Source organism: Salipaludibacillus aurantiacus (genome assembly GCF_900111295.1).
GTDB classification, from domain to species: domain Bacteria; phylum Bacillota; class Bacilli; order Bacillales; family Salisediminibacteriaceae; genus Salipaludibacillus; species Salipaludibacillus aurantiacus.
In genome coordinates this window covers 71278-95334 of the sequence record NZ_FOGT01000004.1, presented here as the reverse complement: position 1 = coordinate 95334, position 24057 = coordinate 71278, and the positions used below count along the sequence as shown (strand labels likewise).

Here is a 24057-nt window from a genome sequence, read left to right as displayed (position 1 = left end):
ATAGCCTCTGCTTTTTGATTGAAGAACAGAAGGCGGCGACGCCACTGGGGTATGCGCAGTCTGAAGATCCAATTCAACGAATCTCCAGGCTGAGTTGAATTTAGCTGAAGACAAGCCCCTGGGCAAGCGTCCGCCTGGCGGACTGAAATCACTCCAATTACTATTTATCAGAGTTAATTTTTTAATAAGTACAAAAGCGAAAAACCGAACAAAAATCATAAGATTTGTTCGGTTTTCTTTATGATTACTATTCTTTTGTCCCAGCCTCCTGTTCAATGTGCTCCAATCATACTTACTCAGAAACCGTTCCTTTTTCTTCAAATGACTTAAAGCTGATAATCTCTTCAGTTTGATTTCCTGATTTAGCCTTTACATTGACATGGCCAACATTAAGAACTCGTTTTTCTTCGTCTCTCCCACCATACTGTTCCTCTTTCTCCTCAATCTCTATTGAAACGGTAAAATCTTCCCCTGCCATCGTTACATTTTCGAGCTCAATTTCTTCGAGCGGCAGCAGATAAGAAGACTCTCCGAACTGGACATCGATTCCCGCCTGCGGCTGTGTTTCCTTAAGTTCTTTTACAGCGTCAGCAGGAATGCTGAGTTCAAGCGCTTCGTCACCTGATTGACGGTCGGAAGCAATCGTGAACGTCTCAACCTGTCTGCCGGATCTCCCTTGTTTTATTAACTCATTTTTATCCACGGTCGCGTTAACTTTATTTCGACCTTGTTCATCAGTCGTTCTTTCGACTCTGACTTTATGATTGTCGACAATCACCTCAGTGCTGTCTTTTCGCCCTGCTTTCGGCTTACGTTTAGACTCAGCCTCCGCAGTTACTGAACTGAAGATACTGTTTGCCAGCATGCGGTAGCTATGCTGAGTATGGGCTCTGAAAGCCAGTTCATTTGCAAATAATGTAAATGAAGCGTCCTCAGTTTCCTTAGTAATAGCCATGGTCTCTCCATTGGCCGCCTCGTATCCAGGCCACCACCCTGCAGAATAGAAATCGTCTGACTCCGCAAAAGTTACCAATACGTTGGCTCCTTCAGGAACCCCTGAGATCCATGAACCTGTTGCCACATACAGAAGCTGGTTTTCATCATAACCCGCAGTTACCTGATGGTCATTCACATCCGTTTTTACAAGCCCTTCGTGATTTGCCCGGGTGTAATCGAACGTGAACCCAGGAAGCATGCCGCTGTTTCTTACCGCGTTTAACGCATACACCCCGATCCCTACGTAGGATTTACCGGAAACTTGTTCGCTGTTAAATGAACTTCCATCACTGACAATGACGTCGGCCTCACTCTGATCCACAAGGTCATACCCGAGTTCCCTTAATGAAAATCTTAACTGGGCAGAACCCGTCGCCGCTACTTTAGGCTTAGAAAGCCGGCTCGTTTTAATAGCTGACGCGTTTCCAATCGCTTCTGTTTCAAAATAAAAATCATTCTCGTAAGATTTCAAATCTTTTGTTTCAACGATGAAATCACCTTTTGAAGCCCGTGCTTTATTTTCCTTAACGAGTTCTACATTTTTTCCTTCTTTAAGCAGGGCATTCACAAGCTTTATAGAATCATTCGTAGAGTTTCTTAAAATTTGTTTAGGAGACTTTCCGACCGTCCTTCCTGTCGGCACAGCCACTTCGTGTATGTCAGATGTAAGGCCTTCAAAGACATCTATATCCCGGACATCCACGGCATTAAAGCCTCTCAAAGCAGGGAAATTTACGACAATCGGATCATACATGGCGGGCCAGTCAGACACGTTATCGCCTTTATAAAGAACGGCATTGGCCAATCCCCGTTTTGCCTGATCCATTGGCACAACAAACGTTCCAGCCGGGTATGTCACACCTCCGGTCGTCACCGGTGCTGTCGTTTCTTCCACTTTAACGCCATTACGCAGCAAATACTCTATCATTTTATGTGCTTCAAGAATATTTTCCTGGTTACTTTCATCTGCAGGGATTACATAATAGTCCGGAAAGAAGCTGTCTTCTCCACCGCGGACCCGGCCGATCGATTCACCTGCCGCATTAACGAAATACTCATCTACTGCCCGGTTATCTTCGCCATTTACTCCCCGTTTAAAAATTTCAAGCTGTCCTTTGTATAAGTCATCCTTATTTTCAGTCACAAACAAGGCTGCTCCTAAGCCGGTGCCTTCCATGGCATACAAAGACTCCTGGCCTAACGTCGGAACTTCTATTGTATGACCAAGTGCCCCATGCAGCATCGTATACATCGGTGTATAGGCAGGTGTCATATCATCCCAGCCGCTTTCCCATGCGAGTCTTGCAATAAAATAAGATGTTAAAGGAGAATTCCCTATCCCGGCCCGTCCTAAAGAATGAGCCTGTCCAAGCATATTTCCTATAAGCAGGTCATACTCAAAGTTAGGGTTGTGCGGCGGGGTAGCCGGCTCGATTAAAAACCCGTTAACATAGCCATGCATATCAAGAAATGAAAGCGGAGTCCATTCAGCAATCAGCTTAGTGACAAGCTGGGTTTCGACTTGAGTCTGATTGGTATTGTCCCGATTCAAATCGAAGCCGTTTGCATTGGACCGGGTATTTGCTACTCTCCCGTCCGGGTTATTAGTAAACATGTACAGGAAAATCACATCATCAAGCACCTCATCAACGTTTAAGGTTACAGGTGCTTCTTCATTATTTTCATCCGCATTAATAAATGTGATTTCTTCCTGAAGAGCAAACTTTTTCAGCAGCTCTACCTGAGCGTCCACTCCTTCTACTTCATCCGGATGGATATTATTAAACCATATAGGAACCTGATATTCTCCCATCGTTCCATTCTCCAGCTTTTCCAGTAAACTTTCAGGGTCTTCCAGAGCCGCCGGCAACGTATCATTTAAGTATTTATCCACAGCTTCTTCATCTTTTGCCAAAATAACGAAATGCATATCGCGCCCTTCTACAGACTGTCCAATATTCTGATATTCCAAATAACGAGTGTTGTTTTCATCAGCCTCTGCCTCAGAAAAAACCTCGTCGATTGCCGGTTTCAGTTCCTCATAAAATAAAAACTCATCGTACACATTCAGCTTTACTTCGGTCGCTGCCTTTAACCCCGATGCGGAATCTATTAAGGCCAATTCATAGTCCCCTATAAACTGCTGATATTGCACCCGAATCGTTCTGTTTGCGAGATTCGTTGTATTATAAGGCAATCCAAACTCTAATTTTGCCGTTACTTTTGTTGTACCATCAACAAACGAAGGTTCTTCAATGACATTAATAAAAGGCTCTCCGTCATAAGTCGTTCCACCACTCCATTTTTTCCATTCCGAAAGACTCTTTCCGCCAAATTGAAATTCCAGTTGATCTAAATCTACCTCTCTCCCGAAATCAGCGTGTATTTCCACTGTCCGGGTTTCTGTCATGGAAAAAATCGATTGACTGACTTCCAAATCAATGACTTCTTCAGCGTGCACGGTGCCAGGGGCTGAAGCAGCCAGTGATGAAGGTAAAACAAATGCCAATAACATGACGACAGCTAACCATCCTGCAGAAAGTCTTTTCATAGACTCACCCACCCTCTCAAGTTATAATATTTTATCCTACCTCTCAAATATAGCAACCTTTCCCAATAAATCCACCATATTATGTAAACGTTTTTGAAGATGGTTCTTTTAAATATATAATTGAGAGATTAGTAGTCTAATAGACCTACTGTTAAAGTAAATACATTGTTGATGATTTTACTGACAGGAGGAGCAAAATCGCTGATTGAATTGTTTTTTCGCTGATAGAATTCGATTTTCGCTGATTGACCACTCTTTTTCGCCGATAGAATTCGATTTCCGCTGATTGACCACTCTTTTTCGCCGATAGAACCCGATTTTCGCTGATAGAACCACCCCTGACATAAAAATATAAAAAAGATGCCAGATCAGTTCTGGCATCTTCCATATCATTCATCTCTCCGGCCTACTCTGCACTGCCGGTTTTTACCCCGTAACTGCTTTTAAGAGGGAGAACCAGCTCCTCCCATATCCGCTGATCACGGCTGGAGTTCTTATGCGGACGTTTCAGCATTTTTTCCAAATAAGTTTCCTGGTCCCCAGTAAGATCGAATTGAGAGAGGTGCGCCAAAGCAAATTGGGCAAAATCCCCTACCATAAAGGTAAACATATAATCCGTTAAATCATCATTGACCTTATGGAGTCTTGCATTTTCCAGGACTAGCTGAGCGTAAACCGCCATTGTAAACAGCTCCCCTAAATGAAGCATGAAGTTATGGTCTTTTTGCTGCTGTTCAGTCGGCGGCGCTTTATAAAGCATTTCCCTGAATAAATCAGTCTGTTCCAGAAAAATAAGGACGTTAGGGAGACTGACGCCTTCATAACTCTTCCGGTAATACGGAAACGTCACGCTGGCAAGCTTCCCTGTTGTCTGATTAAACAGATTGGAATCATCCTTTGCCTCCCGGCGAACAGGGATGTCTTCAAACTCTTCTTCGTTGAAAAAGTAGTTTTCCATAAATTTTATCACGAGAGCCATGTTCACATGGGACGTCCCTTCAAGCCGCGGGATCATCCCAATATCCCTGATAGCCATTTCCATATACGTATCCTGTTCGAACCCTTTCGCAGCCACCACGTCAAGCAGCATGTCGATGACTTCCATTCCCTGTTTCGTCACTTTCATTTTCTGAATCGGATTAAACAAAAGGTAACGCCGGTCTTTTTCAGAAGAGGAACGGAAATAATCAACAGCGCGCAAGGCATAAAGTTTCATAGCGGTGATCCTGGCGTATGACTCCGTAAATAAATGTTTTACGTGGCTGAAATCAGTCACCTTCTGCCCGTACAATACCCTGTTGTCTGCATGATTCAGAGCCTCGTAGAAAGCATGCTGGCAAATGCCCGCTGACGCAAATCCAAGCTGGAATTTTCCGATATTGACCGTGGATAACGAGGCATCCCATGCATCCCGTCCTTTAGATAAAATATCATCTTCAGTAACCGGATAATCTTTGAGTGAGAACTCACCGACAAACGCAGGCCTTACTCCGGACGTATGAATTTTCTTCTGTAGCTTATAATGCTCATCTTCAGGATCGGCTGTGAAAAAAACAAAGCCATCTGTATCAGCCATCCGGCCAAAAACAGATACTAATGCTGCTTTATTGGCGTTTCCAATATAATATTTCGAGCCGGATGCTCTATAGCTGCCATTTTCCGCCGGGTACAGCTTCATCTGATTTGAATAAAGGTCTGCCCCATGCTTTTTTTCCGACATTCCGAAGGCAAATATCCCGCCCTCTTTTAACAGCCGGGCTGTCTTATTTTTTAACGTGTCATTCCCAGACATCCATATCGGACTGAGCCCAAGAAGGCTCACCTGGAAACAGTACTGATAAGAAAGGCCGTAAAACGCCGTCAGTTCACTGAAATCGCACATACGCGACAGATCAAACCTTGTATCTTCGTCCCCGTAGCCTGCAGGGGTCAACAGTGTAGCTAACACGTTTTCTTCGGCTAAAAAATGGATAAAATCCTCATACCATTCCGACGCCTGATCATCTTCTTTAATACCTTCGAGTCCTTTTTTCTCAAAAAATTGAACCGTCTTTTTCATTAAGTCCTGTGTTTTCTGGTCCGGTGCCTGTGTGCCTGCCTTTTCAGGATTTAAAAAAAGCAAAAAATCCCCTCCTGCCTAGTTTATGAATGAATAATCACTCATTATATATTCGCTGCCAGGCCGCTTAAATTCCTGCTTTTCTCTCAAATATCCTCTTACATGTCTTAACTCGCAGCAGGGACACGTTTCAGCCCGTACACGAATATAATGAACCAAACTAAGCCCATTTCCGGAAAGGAGGAAAAGGTCTTGCCTAAATACAAAAGGAAGCCTGTCGTTGTCGAAGCTGTTAAAATTACCAGGCCCATCTCAATAGAAACAGAAGGGAATACAGTGAAAGGACACACGGGAGACTATCTTATTACAGAATCAGATGGCCAGCAGTACCCTTACAATGCCCAGTTATTTGAGGAGGAATTCGAGCCCCTAAAAGACAGATTTAACTTTAAGGAGACGGTCTATAAATCTTTACGAATGGTAAAGAGGAAATCAAGAAAAATATTATTTGATAAATAGGCGGAGTGCGGGACAATCCCTCTGAAGCAAGGGGTCATTCCGGCGGATGATTGGTGTGGAGCCGGAATCCTGATGGCTGGTAGCTGGTGGGTCTCTATATTGCTGTTGCTTTAAAACGACGGTCCAGGAGACGAGTCTTTTTTCCGTCGGGGAGGTCGACTCGCACGAAGGTCGGCTAGTTCTGGACCAACTTTTAGGTTGATTCAGGGAAATGCTTTATCTTCTTTTCATTTCCGAGAGAAAAGACGATCATAATAATTCCCAAAATGACAAGAGCCACTTCAAAATAAATGGCTTCAGGCCCATCAGTCAGACGGTGCAAATTAAAAAGCCAATGGACAACGAAAATATCAAAACTTGCAAAGAAACCGGCAGCAAAAATGACCCCGTTGAAAAACGAGCAGGTGAAAAAACGGTAAGCCAAGTAGAAGATTAACAGAGTGACAGCCCCTGTAAACAATAACGCACCTATACGCTCAGCCATCGTCTCAGCCTCAAACCCGAAAGCCTGAACGTTACCTGTATGAAACCAGTAATCTATCAGAAAGATTCCGATAAGAAAACTTAAAACTCTGGAAAACATTCTGTGGGTCTCCCTCCTTTACATTATTTTTAGTCATGAAGAACAACCCTTTTATCCTGCATTATTACCTGCTACGAGGCTAAACAAACAAAAAGTGTAACTGCACAGGCGTGGAGTTACACTTTTTTTAATAGTTAATAGGGTAAAGAGATACTTTGGTGGGTGTTACTTGACTGTTACACTTGTAGCACCTACGTAGCGCCTACGTTCCTGTTACTCATGTAGCACCTACGTATCACCTACCTTCCTGTTACTCTTTTCTAACTCTCTTAAACTTTCGTTTCCTCTTGATTTCTTCCTGATACGTTTGTTGGTGCTACACCTGTAGCACCTACCTTCCTGTTACTCTTTTCTAAATCACTCATGCTCTCGTTTCCTCTTGATTTCTTCCTGATACGTTTGTTGGTGCTATACCCGTAGCACCTACCTTCCTGTTACTCTTTTCTAACTCTCTTATACTTTCGTTTCCTCTCGATTTCTTCCTGATACGTTTGTTGGTGCTACATCCGTTGCACCTACCTGACTGTTACTCTTTTCTAACTCTCTTATACTTTCGTTTCCTCTTGATTTCTTCCTGATACGTTTGTTGGTGCTACACCCGTAGCACCTACCTGACTGTTACTCTTTTCTATATCACTCATGCTCTCGTTTCCTCTTGATTTCTTCCTGATACGTTTGTTGGTGCTACACCCGTTGCACCTACCTGACTGTTACTCTTTTCTAAATCACTCATGCTCTCGTTTCCTCTTGATTTCTTCCTGATACGTTTGTTGGTGCTACACCCGTTGCACCTACCTGACTGTTACTCTTTTCTAAATCACTCATGCTCTCGTTTCCTCTTGATTTCTTCCTGATACGTTTGTTGGTGCTACACCCGTTGCACCTACCTGACTGTTACTCTTTTCTAAATCACTCATGCTCTCGTTTCCTCTTGATTTCTTCCTGATACGTTTGTTGGTGCTACACCCGTTGCACCTACCTGACTGTTACTCTTTTCTAAATCACTCATGCTCTCGTTTCCTCTCGATTTCTTCCTGATACGTTTGTTGGTGCTACACCCGTAGCACCCACTCAGCACCCACCTCCCTGTAACTCCTGTGACACCCGCCTTCTAATACTGCCCGAGCAGACCTTTTTGCATGGCGATTTTTTCGCAGCGGTGGAAGACGATCAGGCCCAGCACGAGGTAAATGGCTGAGTTAGCTGCTAAAATGCCGTAATCAGTCCAGGGGAGCTGGGTTAAAGTGAGATTTTCCATCATGACTGTCCGTACCATGTTGACGCCTTTGACGAACGGGGCAAAAACCAGAAATGGTGCTATAGATAAAGGAACGAAGACGAGTCCCATTAGGACAAATTGGAAAATCTGTAAGAAAGCCTGGATTTGTTTAACGATAATCGCCAGCCCCGCAATCATAAAACTGACGCCGACCATGCTTACCATCGTGACGAGTATAATAGGAATCGTAGTTACAGGGTTGAGGCTGAGCCACTGTCCGGATGTAAGCATAGCAGCAAACAGGAGAATGACCATAAGGACGGACTGTAAGGCAAACTGGCCGACAATGCGGGTGAGCATAATTTTCCACACGCCCATCGGAGACATGTACAGCTGTTCAAGCGTACCTCTCATCGCTTCAGTAATAACGGAAAAGCCGATAAAGTTCATCGTCATCATCGTTAAGCTCCAAAACACGACGCTGATAATTGAATATTGGACGTTCGCTTCAAAACTGGAGGGATCGCCAATGAAGACAATTCCGAAAAACGCACCGAGAAAAATAATGTAGAAAGTCAGTAATAAGGCGAGTGTATTAGGGAGGTACCGTTTCATTTCTATATACTCTTTGCGGAAATTTGATGTGAGTAAATTAAGCCATTGCATAATTGTTCTCTCCCTTCACGATTTCCATGAATACCTGTTCGAAATCGATCGACGTACGGTCGATGCTTTCAACAACCGTTCCTTCAGCTTTAAAAATATCGAACAAATCGTAAATGTCTTCGCTCCGCTCCAGATTCACTTCAACAACAGGCTGTCTGAAAGATCCTTTATACGTACTAAGCGGAAAGGATACGTCCAGCTTTTTTTGCTGTGAAGGGCTTAATTCTGAGCATAGTTTGATAGAATACGCTCTCGTTTCAAAGAGCTTAAGGAGATTTTCCACTTTTTCATCCACAACGACAGTCCCCTTATTAATGATGATCGTCCGGTCACACAGCTCCTGAACGACGGGCATGTCGTGCGAGCTGATAATGATCGTCCGCTGTTCTTCTTTAGCGACCGTTTTTATAATTTCACGGAGTTCGTAGCTGATCTCTACATCCAGTCCCAGCGTCGGTTCATCGAGCAAGATGGCTTGTGTCTCTGCCAGCAGTGCCACGGCAATGGCCAGTTTCTGCTGCATTCCCCTCGATAAGCCGTTAACAAGTTCATTTTCCTTCTCTTTAAGACGAAACTGGCCGATTAACTGGTCAACCCGGGCAGCAATTTCCTTACGGGACAGCCCGCGATTGCCTGCGAAATATTCCAGGTTTTCCCGAACGGTTAAGCGCCAGTAAAGGTTCCGGTTCCCCTCAAGGACAGCACTGATATGACGGAGCGCTTTTAGCCTCTTTTTCCGGATGTCCAGCCCATTAATATAGATCGCCCCTGAATTTGGCTGCAGCAGCCCGCAGATCATTTTAATTGTTGACGTTTTTCCAGCGCCGTTTGGCCCCAGGAGGCCAAGAACCTCCCCGCGGTGTACATCGAAGGAAATGTCTTTCACTGCGGTAACCGTTTCTTTCGTTTTTCTTTTTAAAAACGTTTTGTTAATGCCTTGAACTTCAATTATTTTATCCATACTCAGTCACCCGCTTAATCAATTATTTTCTTCTGTGCTCATTATAACCGGTGGTAAATCCTTCTCCCACTTCCTTCAGGTGGAATTCATCTCAGCCTGAAGGTGGAGATTTCCGCCATTTTGGGAAATACATTTGGACTGCCGCCTACTCACAAAATAAATACGCGGCATATACTAGGATTGAGGTCACCTCTTAAAGCACCTTTGAAGGGAGGATACAGAATGTCTTACTATAAGCCATATAACGATTTTGTGTTAATTGTTGTTCTGTTCATTCTTTTAGTTATTGTAGGGACAGCGTATATTAAATGGTAATCGTCCCCTCACGATGCCTCATTAAATAACCAGGAGCCAGCAGGCTCCTTTGTAAATGCCAGGCAAAAGCAGTCTCTGCTTTTGTCTTTTTATTTATACAATCATTCTATAAGGCGGTTTATTCACATAGGCTCCTGTAATGAATATCATATGGCAGATAAATGAATTCATTTCAGGAGGCAAACATCCATGAGAATCCCTGAAAAAACAGCTGCGAGGAAATTTTTAGAGGATACATTCCCTAAATGTACGGTTGCCTTACTGGGCGGGAGCGCTGCCAGAGGCGAACTGAATGATGGTTCGGACTTGGACATTCTTGTACTTGACCCTTCGAAGTCTGCGTCATTCAGGAAATGTTTCAATATGTCTGACTGGAAAATTGAAGCGTTTGTTTTTCACCCTGATTCATTCTTTTTTGCCTTAGAAGTAAGCCGGATGGAAGCGATCCCGACAATTCCGCGGATTGCTGCTGAATCGGTTATCCTTAAGGACGACGGCTCGGCTAAAGATATTCAGCAGTCAGCGGATGACTGTTTAAAAACTGGTCCTTATGAATGGGCTGAAGACAAGAAGGCATTTTTAAGGTTTATGATAAGTGATTTATTAGAGGATCTTGAAAAAGGCAAGGAAGACAGTGAAAAAATTTACACGGCATGTAAGCTTTTTGATACTGTCCCAGAATTTTTGCTGAGAACCGAAGGGCGGTGGCTCGGTTATGGCAAATGGGTGCACCGCTCACTTGTTGACTTTGATAATAATTTTGCAGCCAAATTTAAGGAGGCGTTTCAAAAATTTATAAAAACAGGAGACAACGTGCCTTTTATCACCTTAATCGATCGCATACTGGAGCCGCATGGCGGCAGACTCTTCGAAGGTTATACTGACAGGTTATAACTGTGTAAGGCACCATACTATAATCCCCTGATAAAACAGTTCAGTCTTTAATGGCAGGACTGTCTTTTATTATGTAAGCGCTTTAATTTAATATTCTGATAATTTGGAAAAGTATTGAAAATTTTAAATTTATTAGGCATTATTAAATATAGTTGTTTAAAAATTTAAAAAATAATGCAGGGGGTTTGCAGATGAAATTAATTGGAAAATTAGTCATTGGGATTATTGCCGGTATTTTAATTGGTCTGATGAATATTGGGGTGGTGACCCAATTTTTTGTCACGGTAAAAAATATTTTCGGCCAGTTCATCGGTTTCGTTATTCCATTTATTATCTTATTTTTTATTACCGCCGGAGTGTCAAAGTTAGGCAGCAAATCAGGTAAGATCGTCGGCGCCACTGTAGGCACAGCGTACCTTTCCACCCTTTTGGCCGGGATATTCGCATTTTTCATAGCTGTAACTGTGATTCCCTTTTTAAATGCGACAGAAAGCCCTGTTTCTGAAGGCTCAGGGGTCGAAGGGTTTTTCGCTTTAGAAATTGATCCGCTGATGGGCGTCATTACTGCTTTAGTTATGGCGTTTCTTTTCGGTATAGGCATTGCCAAAACGAACAGTAAAACGCTCATGAACATTTTTGAAGAAGGCAAAAATATTATTGATTTAGTGATTGCGAAAGTCATCATTCCATTTCTGCCAGTCTATATTGCGGGTATTTTTGTGGAACTCGCATCTGAAGGCGCTGTATTTGATACACTTCAAGTCTTTGGAACTGTGCTCCTCGTCGCGGTAATCGCCCACTGGCTATGGATAACCCTCCAATATGTAACCGCTGGAGTCATTACTAAAAGGAACCCTTTTGTGCTTATAAAAAATATGCTCCCGGCTTATTTCACAGGGTTGGGAACTATGAGCAGCGCAGCAACTATTCCGGTCACACTTAAACAGACGAAGAAAAATAATGTCAGAGAAGAAGTAGCCAATTTCGGCGTGCCTTTATGCGCGACGATCCACCTGTCAGGAAGTGTGATTACAATCGTCGCTTGTGCGGTCGCAGTGATGTCCGTATTAGGTGATTACACGGTTCCTTCATTCGGCCAGATGCTTCCTGTCATTGCAATGCTGGGCGTCATTATGATTGCAGCGCCAGGCGTGCCAGGCGGAGCCATCATGGCAGCGCTCGGTGTGTTAACGACGATGCTTGGTTTCAGTGAAGCAGCAATCGGATTGATGATTGCGTTATATATGGCCCAGGACAGCTTCGGGACTGCTGCAAATGTAACTGGGGACGGCGCAATCAACTTAATTATCAACCGTTTTGCCAAAAAAGACGGCGATTCTTCTGTCAGCTCTTCAGATGTTGCTTAAATTGCACACATGAAGGAAGATCCGCAACCGGCTAAGCCCGCTCCCCTGCTGTCTAAAAAATATCAGCCGCACCTCTGTATGCTGTATGTTACAAAAAACAAAGGACATACTAACAGCAGCAGGAAGGGAGTGGATAACCATGAATTTAGATATTGAATCGGTATATAATGAGATGCCTAACTTTCAAAGCCATGATGAAGCAAGACAATGGTTCAAAAACCATTTCCACGACAGAATTGCTTTAAGAGGCAGTGACATCGTCGATGGCAAAATGATTTATTTTTACCATCTCATTAAAAGTCCTCAGGGGTACCAGCAATATATGGAAAGTTTTTCACGGCCGGATGACCATGACATTACAAACGCCGAAACGTTTGAAAGCTACTCGACTATAGAAATCAGTGAAGACGGCGCCGTCAACTTCCTGCCTTAACAGCAGGAAGCGCGGCCGACTACTACATTCTAATTGGCCTAAAATTGTCGACACCCCCTCCTTGAATAAGGCAGGGGGTGTCTTTCTGTAAAATTCTAACTTGTCTGTTTTAACAACAATCAAAGAAGCGAAAGACGGTCTACTCCAGCGGGGAAAGCAAGAGCTGAAGATCCCCGGGGCAGCGTTTTTTGCTTTCAAGGAAGCTGAAGCCTTGGCCGCGGAAAGAGGCCGTCTGCAGCGGATCGGCATTAAAAGCTTTTTTCAAGTTCATCAACTAATGAGCCTACATAAGCGACCGCCTGCTGAATCGGTTCAGGCGTGGACATATTCACACCGGCTTGCTGCATTAACTGAAGCGGCTTCATCGTTCCTCCTGCTTTTAGAGCCGACAGCCAACGGTCAACGGCTGGCTGGCCTTCTTCCTGAATCATCTGGGCGGCGGCAGTGGACGCCGTCAGACCCGCCGAGTACGTATATGGATAGAGGCCCATATAATAGTGAGGCTGACGCATCCATGTCAGGCTCGCCCCTTCATCTATTTCTACAGAGTCGCCCCAGAAATCCGACAGCAGGTCTGATTTTTGCTCACATAAAATCTGCGCGGTGACAGGCGTGCCATTGTCCGCTAACTCGTAAATACGTCGCTGAAGTTCGCCTTCAAGAATATGAGTCACAAAATTATGGTAATACGTACCGAGCGACTGAAGAATGACCCACCTGCGCATCCGGTCGTCATTAGGCTGATCAAGGATATGACGGCTAAGCAGCATCTCGTTCATGGTGGACGGAGCCTCTATAAAGTACCTGGACGGCCGGGTATTCGAGATTTTCTGATAACGCCCGGCAAGTGCGAAATGCCCGGCATGGCCAAGTTCATGCGCCAAAGTAAAAGCATCTCTCATAGAATCATGCCATGTCAATAAAATATACGGGTGAACGCCGTAAGGACTCGAACAGAAAGCGCCCGATCTTTTGCCGACATTGTCAGCCCTGTCAACCCAGCGGTTGCGTACCCCCTGCTCCATAATTTCCATATATTCTGGCCCCATAATCTGAAGGGAATCAAGGATTAGGCTGCATGCTTCATCATATGTCATCGGCGGATCAAATTCAGGATCCAACGGAGCTTTTAAATCACAGAAACGCATCGTTTCGAGTCCGAGCATACGCTGCTTCAATTTTGCGAACCGGCGCATGTGCGGCGCTAATTCAGACTGAATGGTATCTAACTGGTTGTGATACATTTTTTGGGATACTTCCTGCTCGTGCAGAAGCATGTCTGTGACGGACTCATAGTTTCGAAGCCGGGCTTCTGTGACCTGCTTTTTTACTTCAGTTGCATACGTCGCAGCATACGTATGTTTGTATTGCTCAAGAGTTTCCGTAAATGACTCATAAGCTTTTCGCCGGACCTCTGTATCGGGCGACCCTTCATAAGCAGGGAAGGAGTTAAAAGTCAGCGGACACTCCATTCCACCCTTTACAGTAAATGAAGAGAAACGCATGTCAGAAGTTTTGCTTCTTTCATAAATCATAAAAGGGGCCTGATGGATTTCGCTGAACGCTGCGAGGACTTCTTCCGCTTCTGGAGAAAGCTTATGCGGTTTAGTTTCCAGCACATCCATCAGGTTTTTGCGGAACTCTTCCAACTCCGGCTTCTCCTGTATGTATTTGTCCACTGTTTCCTTATCCAATTCAAGAATTTCCGATTTTATAATTGACGTCTGGGCGCTAATTTCAGACAGCAGACCTCCTACCCGGGCAGAGTTAGACTGATTAACCGGGTCTGATCCATCTTCTGACTGGCGCAGATGGGCAAACGCAGTGACACGCATGACACGCTCGTTCAAAGCATCCTGCGCAAGCAGACAGTCGAGTAATGTTCCGGGACTTTCAGCGAGGCGCCCTTTATACCGGGTCACCGTTTCTATTTCCTTTCGCAGCCCCTCCATTTCCGTTTTCCAAGCATCCTCTGTTTCAAAAAGATCTTTCAGATTCCACGTCTGTTCGACTGGAATCTTCCCACGGCTTAATGTTTTCTTAGCACTCATCAAATTCCCCTTTCTAAAGTCAGTTTAAAATTTCAACGCGTGAATCCTAATTATATTTCGTAAAGCGAAACTATTTTTATATTCAGTATATAGGAAAAAACTGTTTATTTGAATATTTAAATAGTAATCCTTTTGTGATTTTTGAAGCCGGGCTAATCAGTGTTTTTCTTATCCTTGTTTAGTTCAGCTTTCGTTCAGGGAAAAGAGTCTGTACACATTTATTTCAACTGGAGGTTAGAACTATGCGCTATTCCCCTTTCAAATCGTCTCTAGCAGATAAAATACAAGATGCGAGACTCCACACGCTGGAAGCTACTCCAGAAACTGTGCACTGGGGTTATTTCGATAACTCTTTAGAACCTGCTCTTACAGTCAATTCCGGAGATTTTGTTTATGTAGAAACTGTCACACACCACGCCGGCGATGCGCCGGATTTACTAATGGACGAAGGAATTAAAAAGATTTACGAGGAGATTCCTGAAGAGACACGTAAACCCGGCCCCCACCTGATGACAGGGCCAATTAAAGTCGAAGGCGCCGAACCGGGAGATATGCTCGAAGTGCAGATTCTTGATTTGGAGCCAAGACTTCCATACGGGTCCAATCTGTCAGCTCCATGGGGCTTTTTATTTGATGAAGAAAAATATAATGGAAATGAACAAGTGACCATTTATGAGATAGACCAGAAAGGCAAATGGCTGACACCTAAATTTGCTTACACGTACCCTGGGCCTTATAACGTCAACGGCAAAATACTGGAGCCTGAGGAAACAGACAGAAAGCAGACGCTGCCAAACATGCAGATTCCGGCAAGGCTTCATATCGGAACGATAGCAGTGGCCCCAGCAGAGTCCGGGCCAGTCAGCACGATCCCCCCTTCGCATTTCGGAGGTAATATTGATAACTGGAGAATAGGCGCTGACACGACGATGTACTACCCTGTCCAAAATAAAGGTGCTCTCTTATCTCTCGGTGACTCCCACCTCGCTCAGGGTGACAGTGAGCTGAACGGAACAGGTGTGGAAGCCTCATTAAACTGTCTGATCAGGGTCAAAGTCAGAAAAGATTTCTCATTCTCTCTTCCGCTCCTTGAAACGAATAACCACTGGATGGTTCACGCGTTTAACCCTGACCTGAATGAAGCAGCAAAAATCGGCTCTCTCAGTACAATCGGGTTTTTACAGGATTTTTATAACCTCTCTGCAAGCGACGCGTATTCCTTTTTAGCTGTAGCAGCTGACTTTCACATTACCCAGGTTGTCAACGAAAATAAAGGCATCCACGTGTCTATTCCTAAAGATGCCTTCAGGCCGGAAGAATCATAAGGCGAAGGGATAGAAGTAAAGAGACACCTGCTTAAAATGGCAGGTGTCTCTTTTTTAATGTTATTGGTAATAGATTCATTTGGGAAGAAGAGGTAAGTTTAATTATACTGGCAGGAGGGGGTGCGTTTCGCTGATTGATTCCTTTTTTCGCTGATAGAACTCTTTTTTCGCTGATTGATTCCATTTTTCGCCGATTGACCCCCATCTTTCGCCGATAGAAACCCTTTTCCACGGATCGACTAAAGTTTTCAGCGTCCTTTCTAATAGCCTTTTTACTTTTTAATCTGAATCACAATTTTTCCCCGGGCATGGGTCGACTCACTCAAGGCATGCGCCTCCTGAAGAGACTTTTCATTAAAATCAAATGTCGTGCCTACTACAGGCTTCACTTTCTCTTGTTCATAAAGATCGGCGAGTTTTTGCAGCTGACCGCCATCAGGTTCAAGCCAGTGGAAATGAGCGTGGACATTGTGAGTGCCAGCTTCCTCTTCAGACGGCGGCTCCACAATGGAAACAAGCGTGCCGTCTTGTTTTAATACACGATAACTTTTTGACTGGACCTCTCCTCCAACGGCGTCAAGAACGAAATCAACATTAGAAAGAGTTTCACTGAAATCTTCATTCTTATAATCAATGACGTTATCAGCCCCAAGAGAATATAAGAAATCAGCGTTTTTCCCGCTTGCTGTTGTGGTCACATAGGCTCCCATGTTCTTGGCTATCTGTATCGCAAAATTCCCTACTCCGCCGGCCCCGGCATGAATAAGGACATGGCCGCCTTCTTTAATGCTCTTAAATTCAGTCAAACACTGCCATGCCGTTAATCCGGCAAGAGGAATGGCAGCCGCTTCCTCAAAACTCATTTCTTCAGGCATATGCGCAAGGAGATGAGAGTCTACAGCGGCATACTCTGCATAAGTCCCCTCCCGTGTCGTATCCGGCCGCGAAAAAACCCGGTCGCCAACCTTAAAATTTGTTACTCTGCTGCCTGTTTCTGTTACTACTCCTGCTGCGTCCCACCCCAATATAATTGGAAAATCAAACGGGAGCATTTCTTTTAAATACCCTTCTCTTACTTTCCAGTCGATCGGGTTAATGGATGTGGCATAAAGTTCAACCAGCACCTGGCTTTCATTTATTGAGGGTGTATCTATTTCCTTTTCCTTCAATTCCTGTCTGCTTCCATAATTGTCAATCATAATAGCTTTCATATGGATTCCTCCTTATTTTTCGATGAAGTGTTCAATTCTTTATCGTTTCACTGAGACGATTCCCTTAGAGACGGGTGGTTCAAACAAAAGGTGCTCAGCCATTCGTGTGTTCCTGACCATTAGAAAAGCTGACCACCTGTTTAAGTGATCAGCCGCATACATTCCATTAAGTTAGTCCACAGGTTTCATTTTTGCTGTAAAATGCCGCAGCACTTCCGGTTCGTAAGTAAAGGTCAATCCTTTTAGCGTGTGTGCACGGTCTTTAATGGCTATTAACCCTTTAGCAATGACGTCCATATGATTATACGTATACACGCGTCTTGGAATCGTCAGGCGAAGCAGTTCAAGCGGGCTGTCCAGCTGTTCTCCTGTTTCAGCGTCCCGTCCCATTAATAAGGAACCTATCTCAACACCGCGGACTCCTGCTTCCAAATAAAGCTCATTGGCCAGCACCTGTCCGGGAAACTGGCTGGAAGGAATATGGGGGAGAATTTTCTTAGCGTCTACAAAAATCGCATGCCCGCCTGGCGGTGTTTGAATTGGAATGCCTCCTTCTGAAAGCTTATGTCCGAGATATTCAACCTGATGGATCCGGTAGGCAAGATAATCTTCATCTGTCCCTTCTTCCAGCCCCCGGGCCAGTGCTTCCATATCCCGTCCTGCTAAACCGCCGTATGTAGGGAATCCTTCGAGAGGCACCACCATTGCCCTCGCCTTTTCAAACAGTTCTTTTCTGTCACTCCTGAAAGCTAAGAGGCCACCAATATTAACGAGCCCGTCTTTCTTTGCGCTCATTGTCAGTGCTTCTGTATATGAGAACATTTCTTTAATAATGTCGGTGATGGAATGGTTCTCGTACCCCGGCTCCCGTTTTTTAATGAAGTAAGCGTTTTCAGAAAAGCGCGCAGCATCCATAATTGTGGTGATCCCATACCTTTTTGCCATCCGGGAGACGTCTTTAATATTTTGCATCGATACAGGCTGTCCCCCCGCACTGTTGTTTGTAATGGTGATAATGATCATGCCGATATTTTCAGGTTTCTTCTCCTGAATCAGCTGTTCGAGTTTAACAAGGTCAAAGTCTCCTTTAAAATCATGAGGGGTTGTTGTGTCAAAAGCTTTTTCAGTGACCGCATCAATCGCTCTCCCGCCGGATAAATCCACATGGGCCCGGGTCGTGTCGAAATGCCAGTTACTTAACACATACTGGTCTTTTTTAATGATAAGGGGAAAAAGGACCTGTTCTGCTCCGCGCCCCTGGTGAGTTGGAATCACATAAGGGTAGCCGATGATATCTTCAACCGTTTCCTTTAGATGATAATAATTGCGGCTCCCGGCGTAGGATTCATCTCCTGACATCATTCCTGCCCACTGGTTATCACTCATCGCCCCGGTTCCGCTGTCCGTTAACAAATCAATATACACATCGTCCGATTTTAAAGAAAACGGGTTATATCCAGCTTCTTTTAATGCCGCTTCTCTTTCTTCCCTTGAAATCATTTTAATGGGTTCTACCATTTTAATTTTAAAAGGTTCTGCCTTCCGTTCCACAGCACGTTCACTCCAATCTGTTTTTAAGCAATTAGAGGCGGTATGTAAGTCAGCCTCTCTAAGAACCTTTCCACAAAAAAGGGAAAAATCCTTTACCGTAAACTTTAATTTTGGTTTTTTGTAACATATACATTTGGAATGCCCGCAACAAAAAGCACATCCCTTCTTGGAATGTGCTGTTAAGTGAGCTATTATTTTTTAACGCTGAATGGACATTTCCCTTCAATCGGTTCTGCATCGTCACCAATGAAAAATTGTTTCCATTCGTTGTGTTCCGGGTCCCCGTAATGGCTGATATCAGGATGTGTGGGCAGCTTGTCCCACTCTTCCACACGCTTTCTGACCTTTTCTCTGGACATGGCCCCGCCAGGCTCAGTTCCTTCAAGTCCTTTAAATATCCGCCGAGGCTGAAAACCAAGAATTAAACTGTTTCCAAGATCCCGAGTCTTTCTTTGTTTATATGCAGGCGCATTGCCAAAAACAAATATGGGCTCCTGCTGAAAATGATAATCCCATAGATAATGTTCCGGATCGTCCGGCTGATCATCAGGCCATGAAGAAGGATCTTTATGATGAAGGTACTGAAGAATCTCCCAAAAATAAGCCCGGTAATACTCAATGCTTTTTTCTTCCTTTTCCGGCTCCACGAATACAAATAGCCCATGCCGAGTCAGCTTAGGTTTATTGAATAACGTTAAAAAATCACTTAATGTGTCCGGGAGGGTGGACCAGTCATTATGAGAGATGTAGGAATAGCGGAGTTCTCCCTTATTTTCGGCTTTTTGGCCGAAGTAACAGGGAAAGTCTTTTTTCGTTACGATCTGGCTAAAAATAGAATATTCTTTCTTAAACCAGTCCGGGTGGCTGCCGGGTGAATGAATATCATTTTGCGTTAATAAAAGCGATTGCTTCGAAACCATTTGAAACCTCCTGTAAACTAAACACGTACTTGTAACCTCTTGTAATTTTCCCTTCAATTATTTTTATTAAACACCGCTCATAGGCTGACAGCAGAACATGTCGTATCTGCAGGACAAGGTCAGCTGTGATATGTAAGAAGCTTACTCTCACCATAAAGGAGTTTTTATCATGATAGGACAAGGTTTTCATACTCTCCATTCTAACTTAAAAGTGGCACTGTATCCTATACTTATTGATTTGACCAGCATAATTGCTGCGGTCCTTCTCGGCGGGTACCATGCAGTCAGCCAATTATCCCTGCAGCTGAGCGTGGCACCGGGCCTCCCGTCACTGGACAATGCATTTAGTGAGCAAATCAGCCTGTTTACGTTTCAGATTGACGGACAACTGCCGGCATTTTTTACTCCCGGATTGATGCTGATTGTTTTTCTGCTGTTATTCGTTATAGGTATTGCTGTTGAGGCAGGTTTTATCGGCTTACTCCATCGTGGGGTTACAAATAAAGAGACCTCGTTTAAATCTTTCCTTCAGTTTGGGAAGAAATTCTGGTTCCGCTATTTAGGGCTTATTTTGTTAATCTTATTGGCCAGCCTGCCGGTATGGGCGTTATCTATTGGACTGGGGCTGCCTGGTATCATCCTCAGTTTTATAGCCCTTGTCCTGCTTCGGGTGATGTTTATTTACTGGGAATTCACTTTAATTGTTGATGATCTGACGGTGATTGACGCTTTATCCAAGTCCTATAAATATTTTAAACGAGGCATCTCAGACACCTTGGCTGTCCTTTTTATTATGGGACTGACAAATACCATTTTCGGTCTTATACTCAGCCAGGTGCCTGTTTTGCCAGCATTAATAGTTGGAATCATCCTCTACGGCTACATCATGACTGCTCTCCTGTTTTCGTTGATGCACACCCTCCATCGTATCAAACGCCACAACCCTGAATTTTCCCAGTAAATGGGGGGGTCAGTCCCCCCATTTACTGGGAATTATCAACTGTTTTTCTGAAGTCGCCGGTGAATGGGACGTGTTTCGATAATATTGTCAATTCTTTTTCTGTTATTTTCCATGTGTGACTCTCCACATCTGCCCGCCTGATCACGGCAAAAGAATGTTTACTGATAGAATAAATTTTATATCCTTTCTGTTTACACCTTTTTAAAAAATCTGTATCCGTACCTGTTTCTCGGTCAGTAAACGGGACGTCTTGCACGACTTCTTTTCTCGCAATAATTGTTGCGCCTGCCACATGGTTGACGAACTTATGCTGATAATTAGCTCCTAACAGCCGCAGATGATTGCTTCCTTCAAAATAAATATAATAAGCCCGTTTCCCTGCAATAGAGATCTTCTCACTCTCGAATACTTTCACAGCTTCACTTAAATAGTCAGGTCCGTAGTAATCATCGTCATCCATCTTAGCCACAACATTGTAGACGGCTTTTTCTGCGCCGAAGTTTAAACAGGCTCCCAATGAGAAGCTTTCATCGAGCTGATAAACAGACACATTCCTGAAGCTCTCAGCATACTTTTTCCAATCTTCTATCTTCATTGTGTTTTTATTTAATATGATAATCAGCTCTTTTTCAGCGGCTTTCTGGTTCTGATAGTTTTTAAAGACATTTTCCATACACTCTCCCCTCATCGTGCACGTAATGGCAGAAATCATCCCGCACCCCCCTGAACAGTAATAACCTTTCTTTTAAAAAGTATGTTCTGCAGCCTGAAAATACGCCTTTCTCATTTTTTACATGGAATGAACAGACGCGGAATTCCGGCGTATAGTAACTATAAGGAATTTCTCCCAACAGGCGGGTGAAAGAAGGTCATAACTATGGAAGAGAACGACTGCTTTATTCAGCTTAAAAAGAAGATAACTGAGAGAACGGCTAAAGTGGGGGTTATTGGTTTGGGATACGCCGGCCTGCCTTTAGCAATGGAACTGATGAAAAAGGGGTACACCGTGACAGGGATTGATATTAACAGAGATAAATTGGAATCCTATCGCCATGGGAAGCCGACGATGTCAGGTGTGCCAAGTGAGGAAATGCTTGAGGCGGTTAAAAATGGAAAACTTATTTTTTCGGAGCATTTTGAGATTGTTAATCAGCTGGACAGTCTGGTCATCTGTGTGCCTACCCCTTTAACAGACTCCCAGGAGCCTGATGTCAGTATGATTAAGGAGACAGTAAAACATATAAGGAAGCATGACTGCAGAGGAAAGCTTCTTATTTTAGAAAGTACCTCTTACCCGGGAACGACAGAAGAATTGATAGAGCAAAAGCTCTCAGAAGATGGGCTCAGTGCCGGAAAGGATTACTTTCTATGTTTTTCACCGGAAAGGATTGATCCGGCAAACTCCCGGCATATCATAAAAAATACCCCGAAAATTATCGGGGGAATAACTGACAGGTGCACGGAATTAGCTATGTGCTTATACAAAGATGCAATAGACACTCTCGTTCCGGTCTCTTCACCCAAAATTGCCGAGATGGCTAAACTGCTGGAAAATACGTTCCGCAGCATTAATATCGGCTTTGTGAATGAGATGGCGCTGCTGGCTGAAAATTTGGAAGTGGATATTTGGGAAGCGATTGAAGCGGCAAGCACGAAACCGTTCGGATTTATGCCTTTTATGCCAGGCCCTGGACCTGGCGGGCATTGCATCCCTGTAGACCCTGTGTACTTATCGTGGAAAGGGAAAAGCGTGAACTTCCACAGCCGGTATATCGATTTAGCACAGGATATTAACAGGTCGATGCCTGCCCGGATTGTCAATAAAACGGAAGATGTGTTGAAGAAACACGCTACAGATCTTAATGGGGCCAATATTCTTATACTCGGAATGGCATACAAACCTGATACAAATGATTACAGGGAATCTCCAAGTCTTAAAATATATGAGTCACTGGAAAAGATGGGGGCCGCGGTATCCTTTAATGACCCTCATATTCCTCAGTTGAGTGATCTTAAAGGGCGCCTCCTCGTTTCGGAGGAACTTAACAGCCGGATGCTCAGTGACTTTAACTGCGTGCTGCTTTTGACAAATCATTCAGCGTACGATTACAAGTGGCTCGCTGAGCACGCCAAACTGATTATCGACACAAGAAACGCCTTTAAAGAAGCGGCCGCAGACAACATCATCACCGTATGGGGCAAACCATTTCACAAAGGGGTCTGACCCCTTTGTGAAAAATGAGCAATGGGGTCAGACCCCCCAGTTTTTTCCTAGACGCCTCTTTTATTTCCCCAGAGGAGGGTGTGCAGCTGCGGGAGGACTCTGACGTTGTTTAAGTCCTTATCAGCTGCGGTTTTGTCTGTCAGCCACTCATACTTATCAAGCAGCTTCTTTGTCAGGTTTTCATTATTTTCGGTGGCTGTATCGTCGTTGCCCACTTGCAAATAGAAAGGAACAGCGGGATACCTTAAATGCACATCTTTTGCGTAATTAAAATCTTTATCATCAAATATAACCACCTTCAAACTCATATTCGCGAGTCTGCCTGCGTCCATAAGCCGGGTGATGATGTCGTCCAGTACCTCAAAATTTGTTTTCATAAGTGAACTTGGCGGTTTTGGGGAAAGCGTCAGATCCTGAATACGGAGAAACCAGTCCTGCCAAACGCTCCCTTGTGTTTCCAGTGCCGCAGCAACGCCATTTGCCTCAAAAATATCAAGAAGCCCGTCTAAATTTTTCAAAAGAGCCGGGTTGCCTCCTGAAACAGTCACATGTGAAAAGTTTCCGGGAGCCAGGCAGTTCAGTCTTTCCCAAACCTCTTCCGGCGTCATTTGTATAATCTCATCTTTTGCGCTTCCATCCCATGTGAAAGCGGAGTCGCACCAGGAACAGGAATAATCACAGCCGGCAGTGCGGACAAACATCGTTTTCTGACCGACCACCATCCCCTCTCCTTGAATAGTCGGACCAAAAACCTCAAGCACAGGAAGTTTACTCACTTTCCATCCACTCCCGTCTCGCTTCTGCATAACTGGTCGGTGTTTCAAACAGGCGGACAAACTCAACCCGGGCCCCCTGATCTCTGCTCAACTCGTCGTTTGCCTGGATAGCTTCTGCCATTTTTTCATAAATCCAGACAACCATATTTTCAGCAGTGGTATTCATATTCGGCAAGGTTTCGTTCAAATAACGGTGATCCAAGTGAATTTCTATGTCATTTTTCCAAATCTCTTTAATCTCCCCGAAATCGATCATTAAACCGGTGCCGTTCACATACCCGCTGATGCCAAAGATTACTTTGTAAGTGTGTCCGTGAAGGTTCTTGCATTTCCCTTCATAGCAATGGAGGTGGTGAGCCGCGTCAAAAGTGAATTCTTTACTTACCATGACGCGTTTCGTATGGTATTTCAGCTCTTCTTTTTGAATGTCTTCATCTATTCTTTCAAGTTTATCAACTATTCTAAACCCGTACAT

General features: G+C 44.1%; 22 protein-coding genes. 8 read left to right on the top strand and 14 right to left on the bottom strand.

The features are described from left to right. Window positions 1-292: 292 nt before the first annotated feature. The 3 genes from BMW59_RS06005 to BMW59_RS06000 form a co-directional block, all read right to left on the bottom strand. Window positions 293-3547: a M14 family metallopeptidase gene (locus tag BMW59_RS06005; RefSeq protein ID WP_093048786.1), complete on the bottom strand. Its 3255-nt coding sequence runs from the start codon at window positions 3545-3547 to the stop codon at window positions 293-295. 151 nt (window positions 3548-3698) lie between these two features. Next, the gene (locus BMW59_RS21330) at window positions 3699-3944 is read right to left on the bottom strand and encodes a hypothetical protein (protein ID WP_143051201.1); all 246 of its coding nucleotides are present in this window, start codon (window positions 3942-3944) and stop codon (window positions 3699-3701) included. Between the two features lie 9 nt (window positions 3945-3953). Continuing rightward, on the bottom strand, window positions 3954-5669 hold the full coding sequence (locus BMW59_RS06000) for an acyl-CoA dehydrogenase family protein (protein ID WP_218141977.1): 1716 nt from the start codon (window positions 5667-5669) through the stop codon (window positions 3954-3956). 189 nt (window positions 5670-5858) lie between these two features. Here BMW59_RS06000 and BMW59_RS05995 point away from each other — a divergent pair, with 189 nt between their 5' ends. After that, window positions 5859-6125 carry a hypothetical protein gene (locus tag BMW59_RS05995; RefSeq protein WP_093048783.1) on the top strand — a complete coding sequence of 89 codons (267 nt, stop codon included), beginning with the start codon at window positions 5859-5861 and terminating at the stop codon, window positions 6123-6125. A 193-nt stretch (window positions 6126-6318) separates the two neighbouring features. Here BMW59_RS05995 and BMW59_RS05990 read toward each other — a convergent pair whose 3' ends face one another. The 3 genes from BMW59_RS05990 to BMW59_RS05980 form a co-directional block, all read right to left on the bottom strand. Further along, complete coding sequence (locus tag BMW59_RS05990) at window positions 6319-6708, bottom strand: DUF2243 domain-containing protein (protein ID WP_093048780.1); 390 nt, start codon at window positions 6706-6708, stop codon at window positions 6319-6321. Between the two features lie 1111 nt (window positions 6709-7819). Next, entirely contained in the window at window positions 7820-8593 is a 774-nt protein-coding gene (locus BMW59_RS05985; protein ID WP_093048777.1) for an ABC transporter permease, read from the bottom strand. After that, entirely contained in the window at window positions 8580-9554 is a 975-nt protein-coding gene (locus BMW59_RS05980; RefSeq protein ID WP_093048774.1) for an ABC transporter ATP-binding protein, read from the bottom strand. Before BMW59_RS05980 ends, BMW59_RS05985 begins: the two co-directional genes overlap by 14 nt. 222 nt (window positions 9555-9776) lie before the next feature. On the opposite strand from BMW59_RS05980, the gene BMW59_RS05975 reads away from it, so the two are divergent. From BMW59_RS05975 to BMW59_RS05960, 4 genes are all read left to right on the top strand, one after another. Further along, complete coding sequence (locus BMW59_RS05975; RefSeq protein ID WP_093048771.1) at window positions 9777-9869, top strand: YjcZ family sporulation protein; 93 nt, start codon at window positions 9777-9779, stop codon at window positions 9867-9869. A gap of 189 nt (window positions 9870-10058) precedes the next feature. Beyond that, the gene (locus BMW59_RS05970) at window positions 10059-10763 is read left to right on the top strand and encodes a nucleotidyltransferase domain-containing protein (protein WP_093048768.1); all 705 of its coding nucleotides are present in this window, start codon (window positions 10059-10061) and stop codon (window positions 10761-10763) included. Between the two features lie 191 nt (window positions 10764-10954). Next, window positions 10955-12130 carry a dicarboxylate/amino acid:cation symporter gene (locus BMW59_RS05965; RefSeq protein WP_093048765.1) on the top strand — a complete coding sequence of 392 codons (1176 nt, stop codon included), beginning with the start codon at window positions 10955-10957 and terminating at the stop codon, window positions 12128-12130. Window positions 12131-12269: 139 nt separating this feature from the next. Continuing rightward, complete coding sequence (locus BMW59_RS05960) at window positions 12270-12563, top strand: hypothetical protein (RefSeq protein WP_093048762.1); 294 nt, start codon at window positions 12270-12272, stop codon at window positions 12561-12563. 139 nt (window positions 12564-12702) lie between these two features. On the opposite strand, the gene BMW59_RS22205 is transcribed toward BMW59_RS05960, so the two are convergent. Both BMW59_RS22205 and pepF read right to left on the bottom strand, forming a co-directional pair. After that, entirely contained in the window at window positions 12703-12834 is a 132-nt protein-coding gene (locus BMW59_RS22205; RefSeq protein WP_281244221.1) for a hypothetical protein, read from the bottom strand. Beyond that, on the bottom strand, window positions 12812-14614 hold the full coding sequence (gene pepF / locus BMW59_RS05955) for an oligoendopeptidase F (RefSeq protein WP_093048759.1): 1803 nt from the start codon (window positions 14612-14614) through the stop codon (window positions 12812-12814). The genes BMW59_RS22205 and pepF overlap by 23 nt, the downstream gene beginning before the upstream one ends. 242 nt (window positions 14615-14856) lie before the next feature. On the opposite strand from pepF, the gene BMW59_RS05950 reads away from it, so the two are divergent. After that, window positions 14857-15939: an acetamidase/formamidase family protein gene (locus BMW59_RS05950; protein ID WP_093048755.1), complete on the top strand. Its 1083-nt coding sequence runs from the start codon at window positions 14857-14859 to the stop codon at window positions 15937-15939. A gap of 272 nt (window positions 15940-16211) precedes the next feature. Here BMW59_RS05950 and BMW59_RS05945 read toward each other — a convergent pair whose 3' ends face one another. The 3 genes from BMW59_RS05945 to BMW59_RS05935 all read right to left on the bottom strand — a co-directional run bounded on the left by BMW59_RS05945 (window position 16212) and on the right by BMW59_RS05935 (window position 19621). Next, on the bottom strand, window positions 16212-17150 hold the full coding sequence (locus BMW59_RS05945; protein ID WP_093048752.1) for an NADP-dependent oxidoreductase: 939 nt from the start codon (window positions 17148-17150) through the stop codon (window positions 16212-16214). Window positions 17151-17321: 171 nt separating this feature from the next. Beyond that, window positions 17322-18701 (bottom strand): tryptophanase, encoded by a 1380-nt coding sequence (locus BMW59_RS05940; protein WP_093048749.1) that lies wholly within the window; start codon window positions 18699-18701, stop codon window positions 17322-17324. A gap of 191 nt (window positions 18702-18892) precedes the next feature. After that, window positions 18893-19621 carry a YqcI/YcgG family protein gene (locus BMW59_RS05935; RefSeq protein ID WP_093048746.1) on the bottom strand — a complete coding sequence of 243 codons (729 nt, stop codon included), beginning with the start codon at window positions 19619-19621 and terminating at the stop codon, window positions 18893-18895. A gap of 169 nt (window positions 19622-19790) precedes the next feature. Here BMW59_RS05935 and BMW59_RS05930 point away from each other — a divergent pair, with 169 nt between their 5' ends. Further along, a complete protein-coding gene (locus tag BMW59_RS05930; protein ID WP_093048743.1) occupies window positions 19791-20582 on the top strand; it encodes a hypothetical protein in 792 nt (263 codons plus the stop codon). Window positions 20583-20604: 22 nt separating this feature from the next. Here the strand turns inward: BMW59_RS05930 and BMW59_RS05925 are convergent, their stop codons facing one another. Then, window positions 20605-21294, bottom strand: coding sequence for a glycosyltransferase (locus BMW59_RS05925; RefSeq protein ID WP_093048740.1), 690 nt, complete (start codon window positions 21292-21294; stop codon window positions 20605-20607). 165 nt (window positions 21295-21459) lie between these two features. Here BMW59_RS05925 and BMW59_RS05920 point away from each other — a divergent pair, with 165 nt between their 5' ends. Next, window positions 21460-22806: a nucleotide sugar dehydrogenase gene (locus BMW59_RS05920; protein ID WP_093048737.1), complete on the top strand. Its 1347-nt coding sequence runs from the start codon at window positions 21460-21462 to the stop codon at window positions 22804-22806. Window positions 22807-22853: 47 nt separating this feature from the next. Here the strand turns inward: BMW59_RS05920 and queE are convergent, their stop codons facing one another. Both queE and queD read right to left on the bottom strand, forming a co-directional pair. Beyond that, window positions 22854-23582: a 7-carboxy-7-deazaguanine synthase QueE gene (gene queE / locus BMW59_RS05915; RefSeq protein ID WP_143051200.1), complete on the bottom strand. Its 729-nt coding sequence runs from the start codon at window positions 23580-23582 to the stop codon at window positions 22854-22856. Continuing rightward, window positions 23575-24057, bottom strand: a complete 483-nt coding sequence (gene queD, locus BMW59_RS05910) for a 6-carboxytetrahydropterin synthase QueD (RefSeq protein ID WP_093048732.1) — start codon at window positions 24055-24057, stop codon at window positions 23575-23577. Before queD ends, queE begins: the two co-directional genes overlap by 8 nt.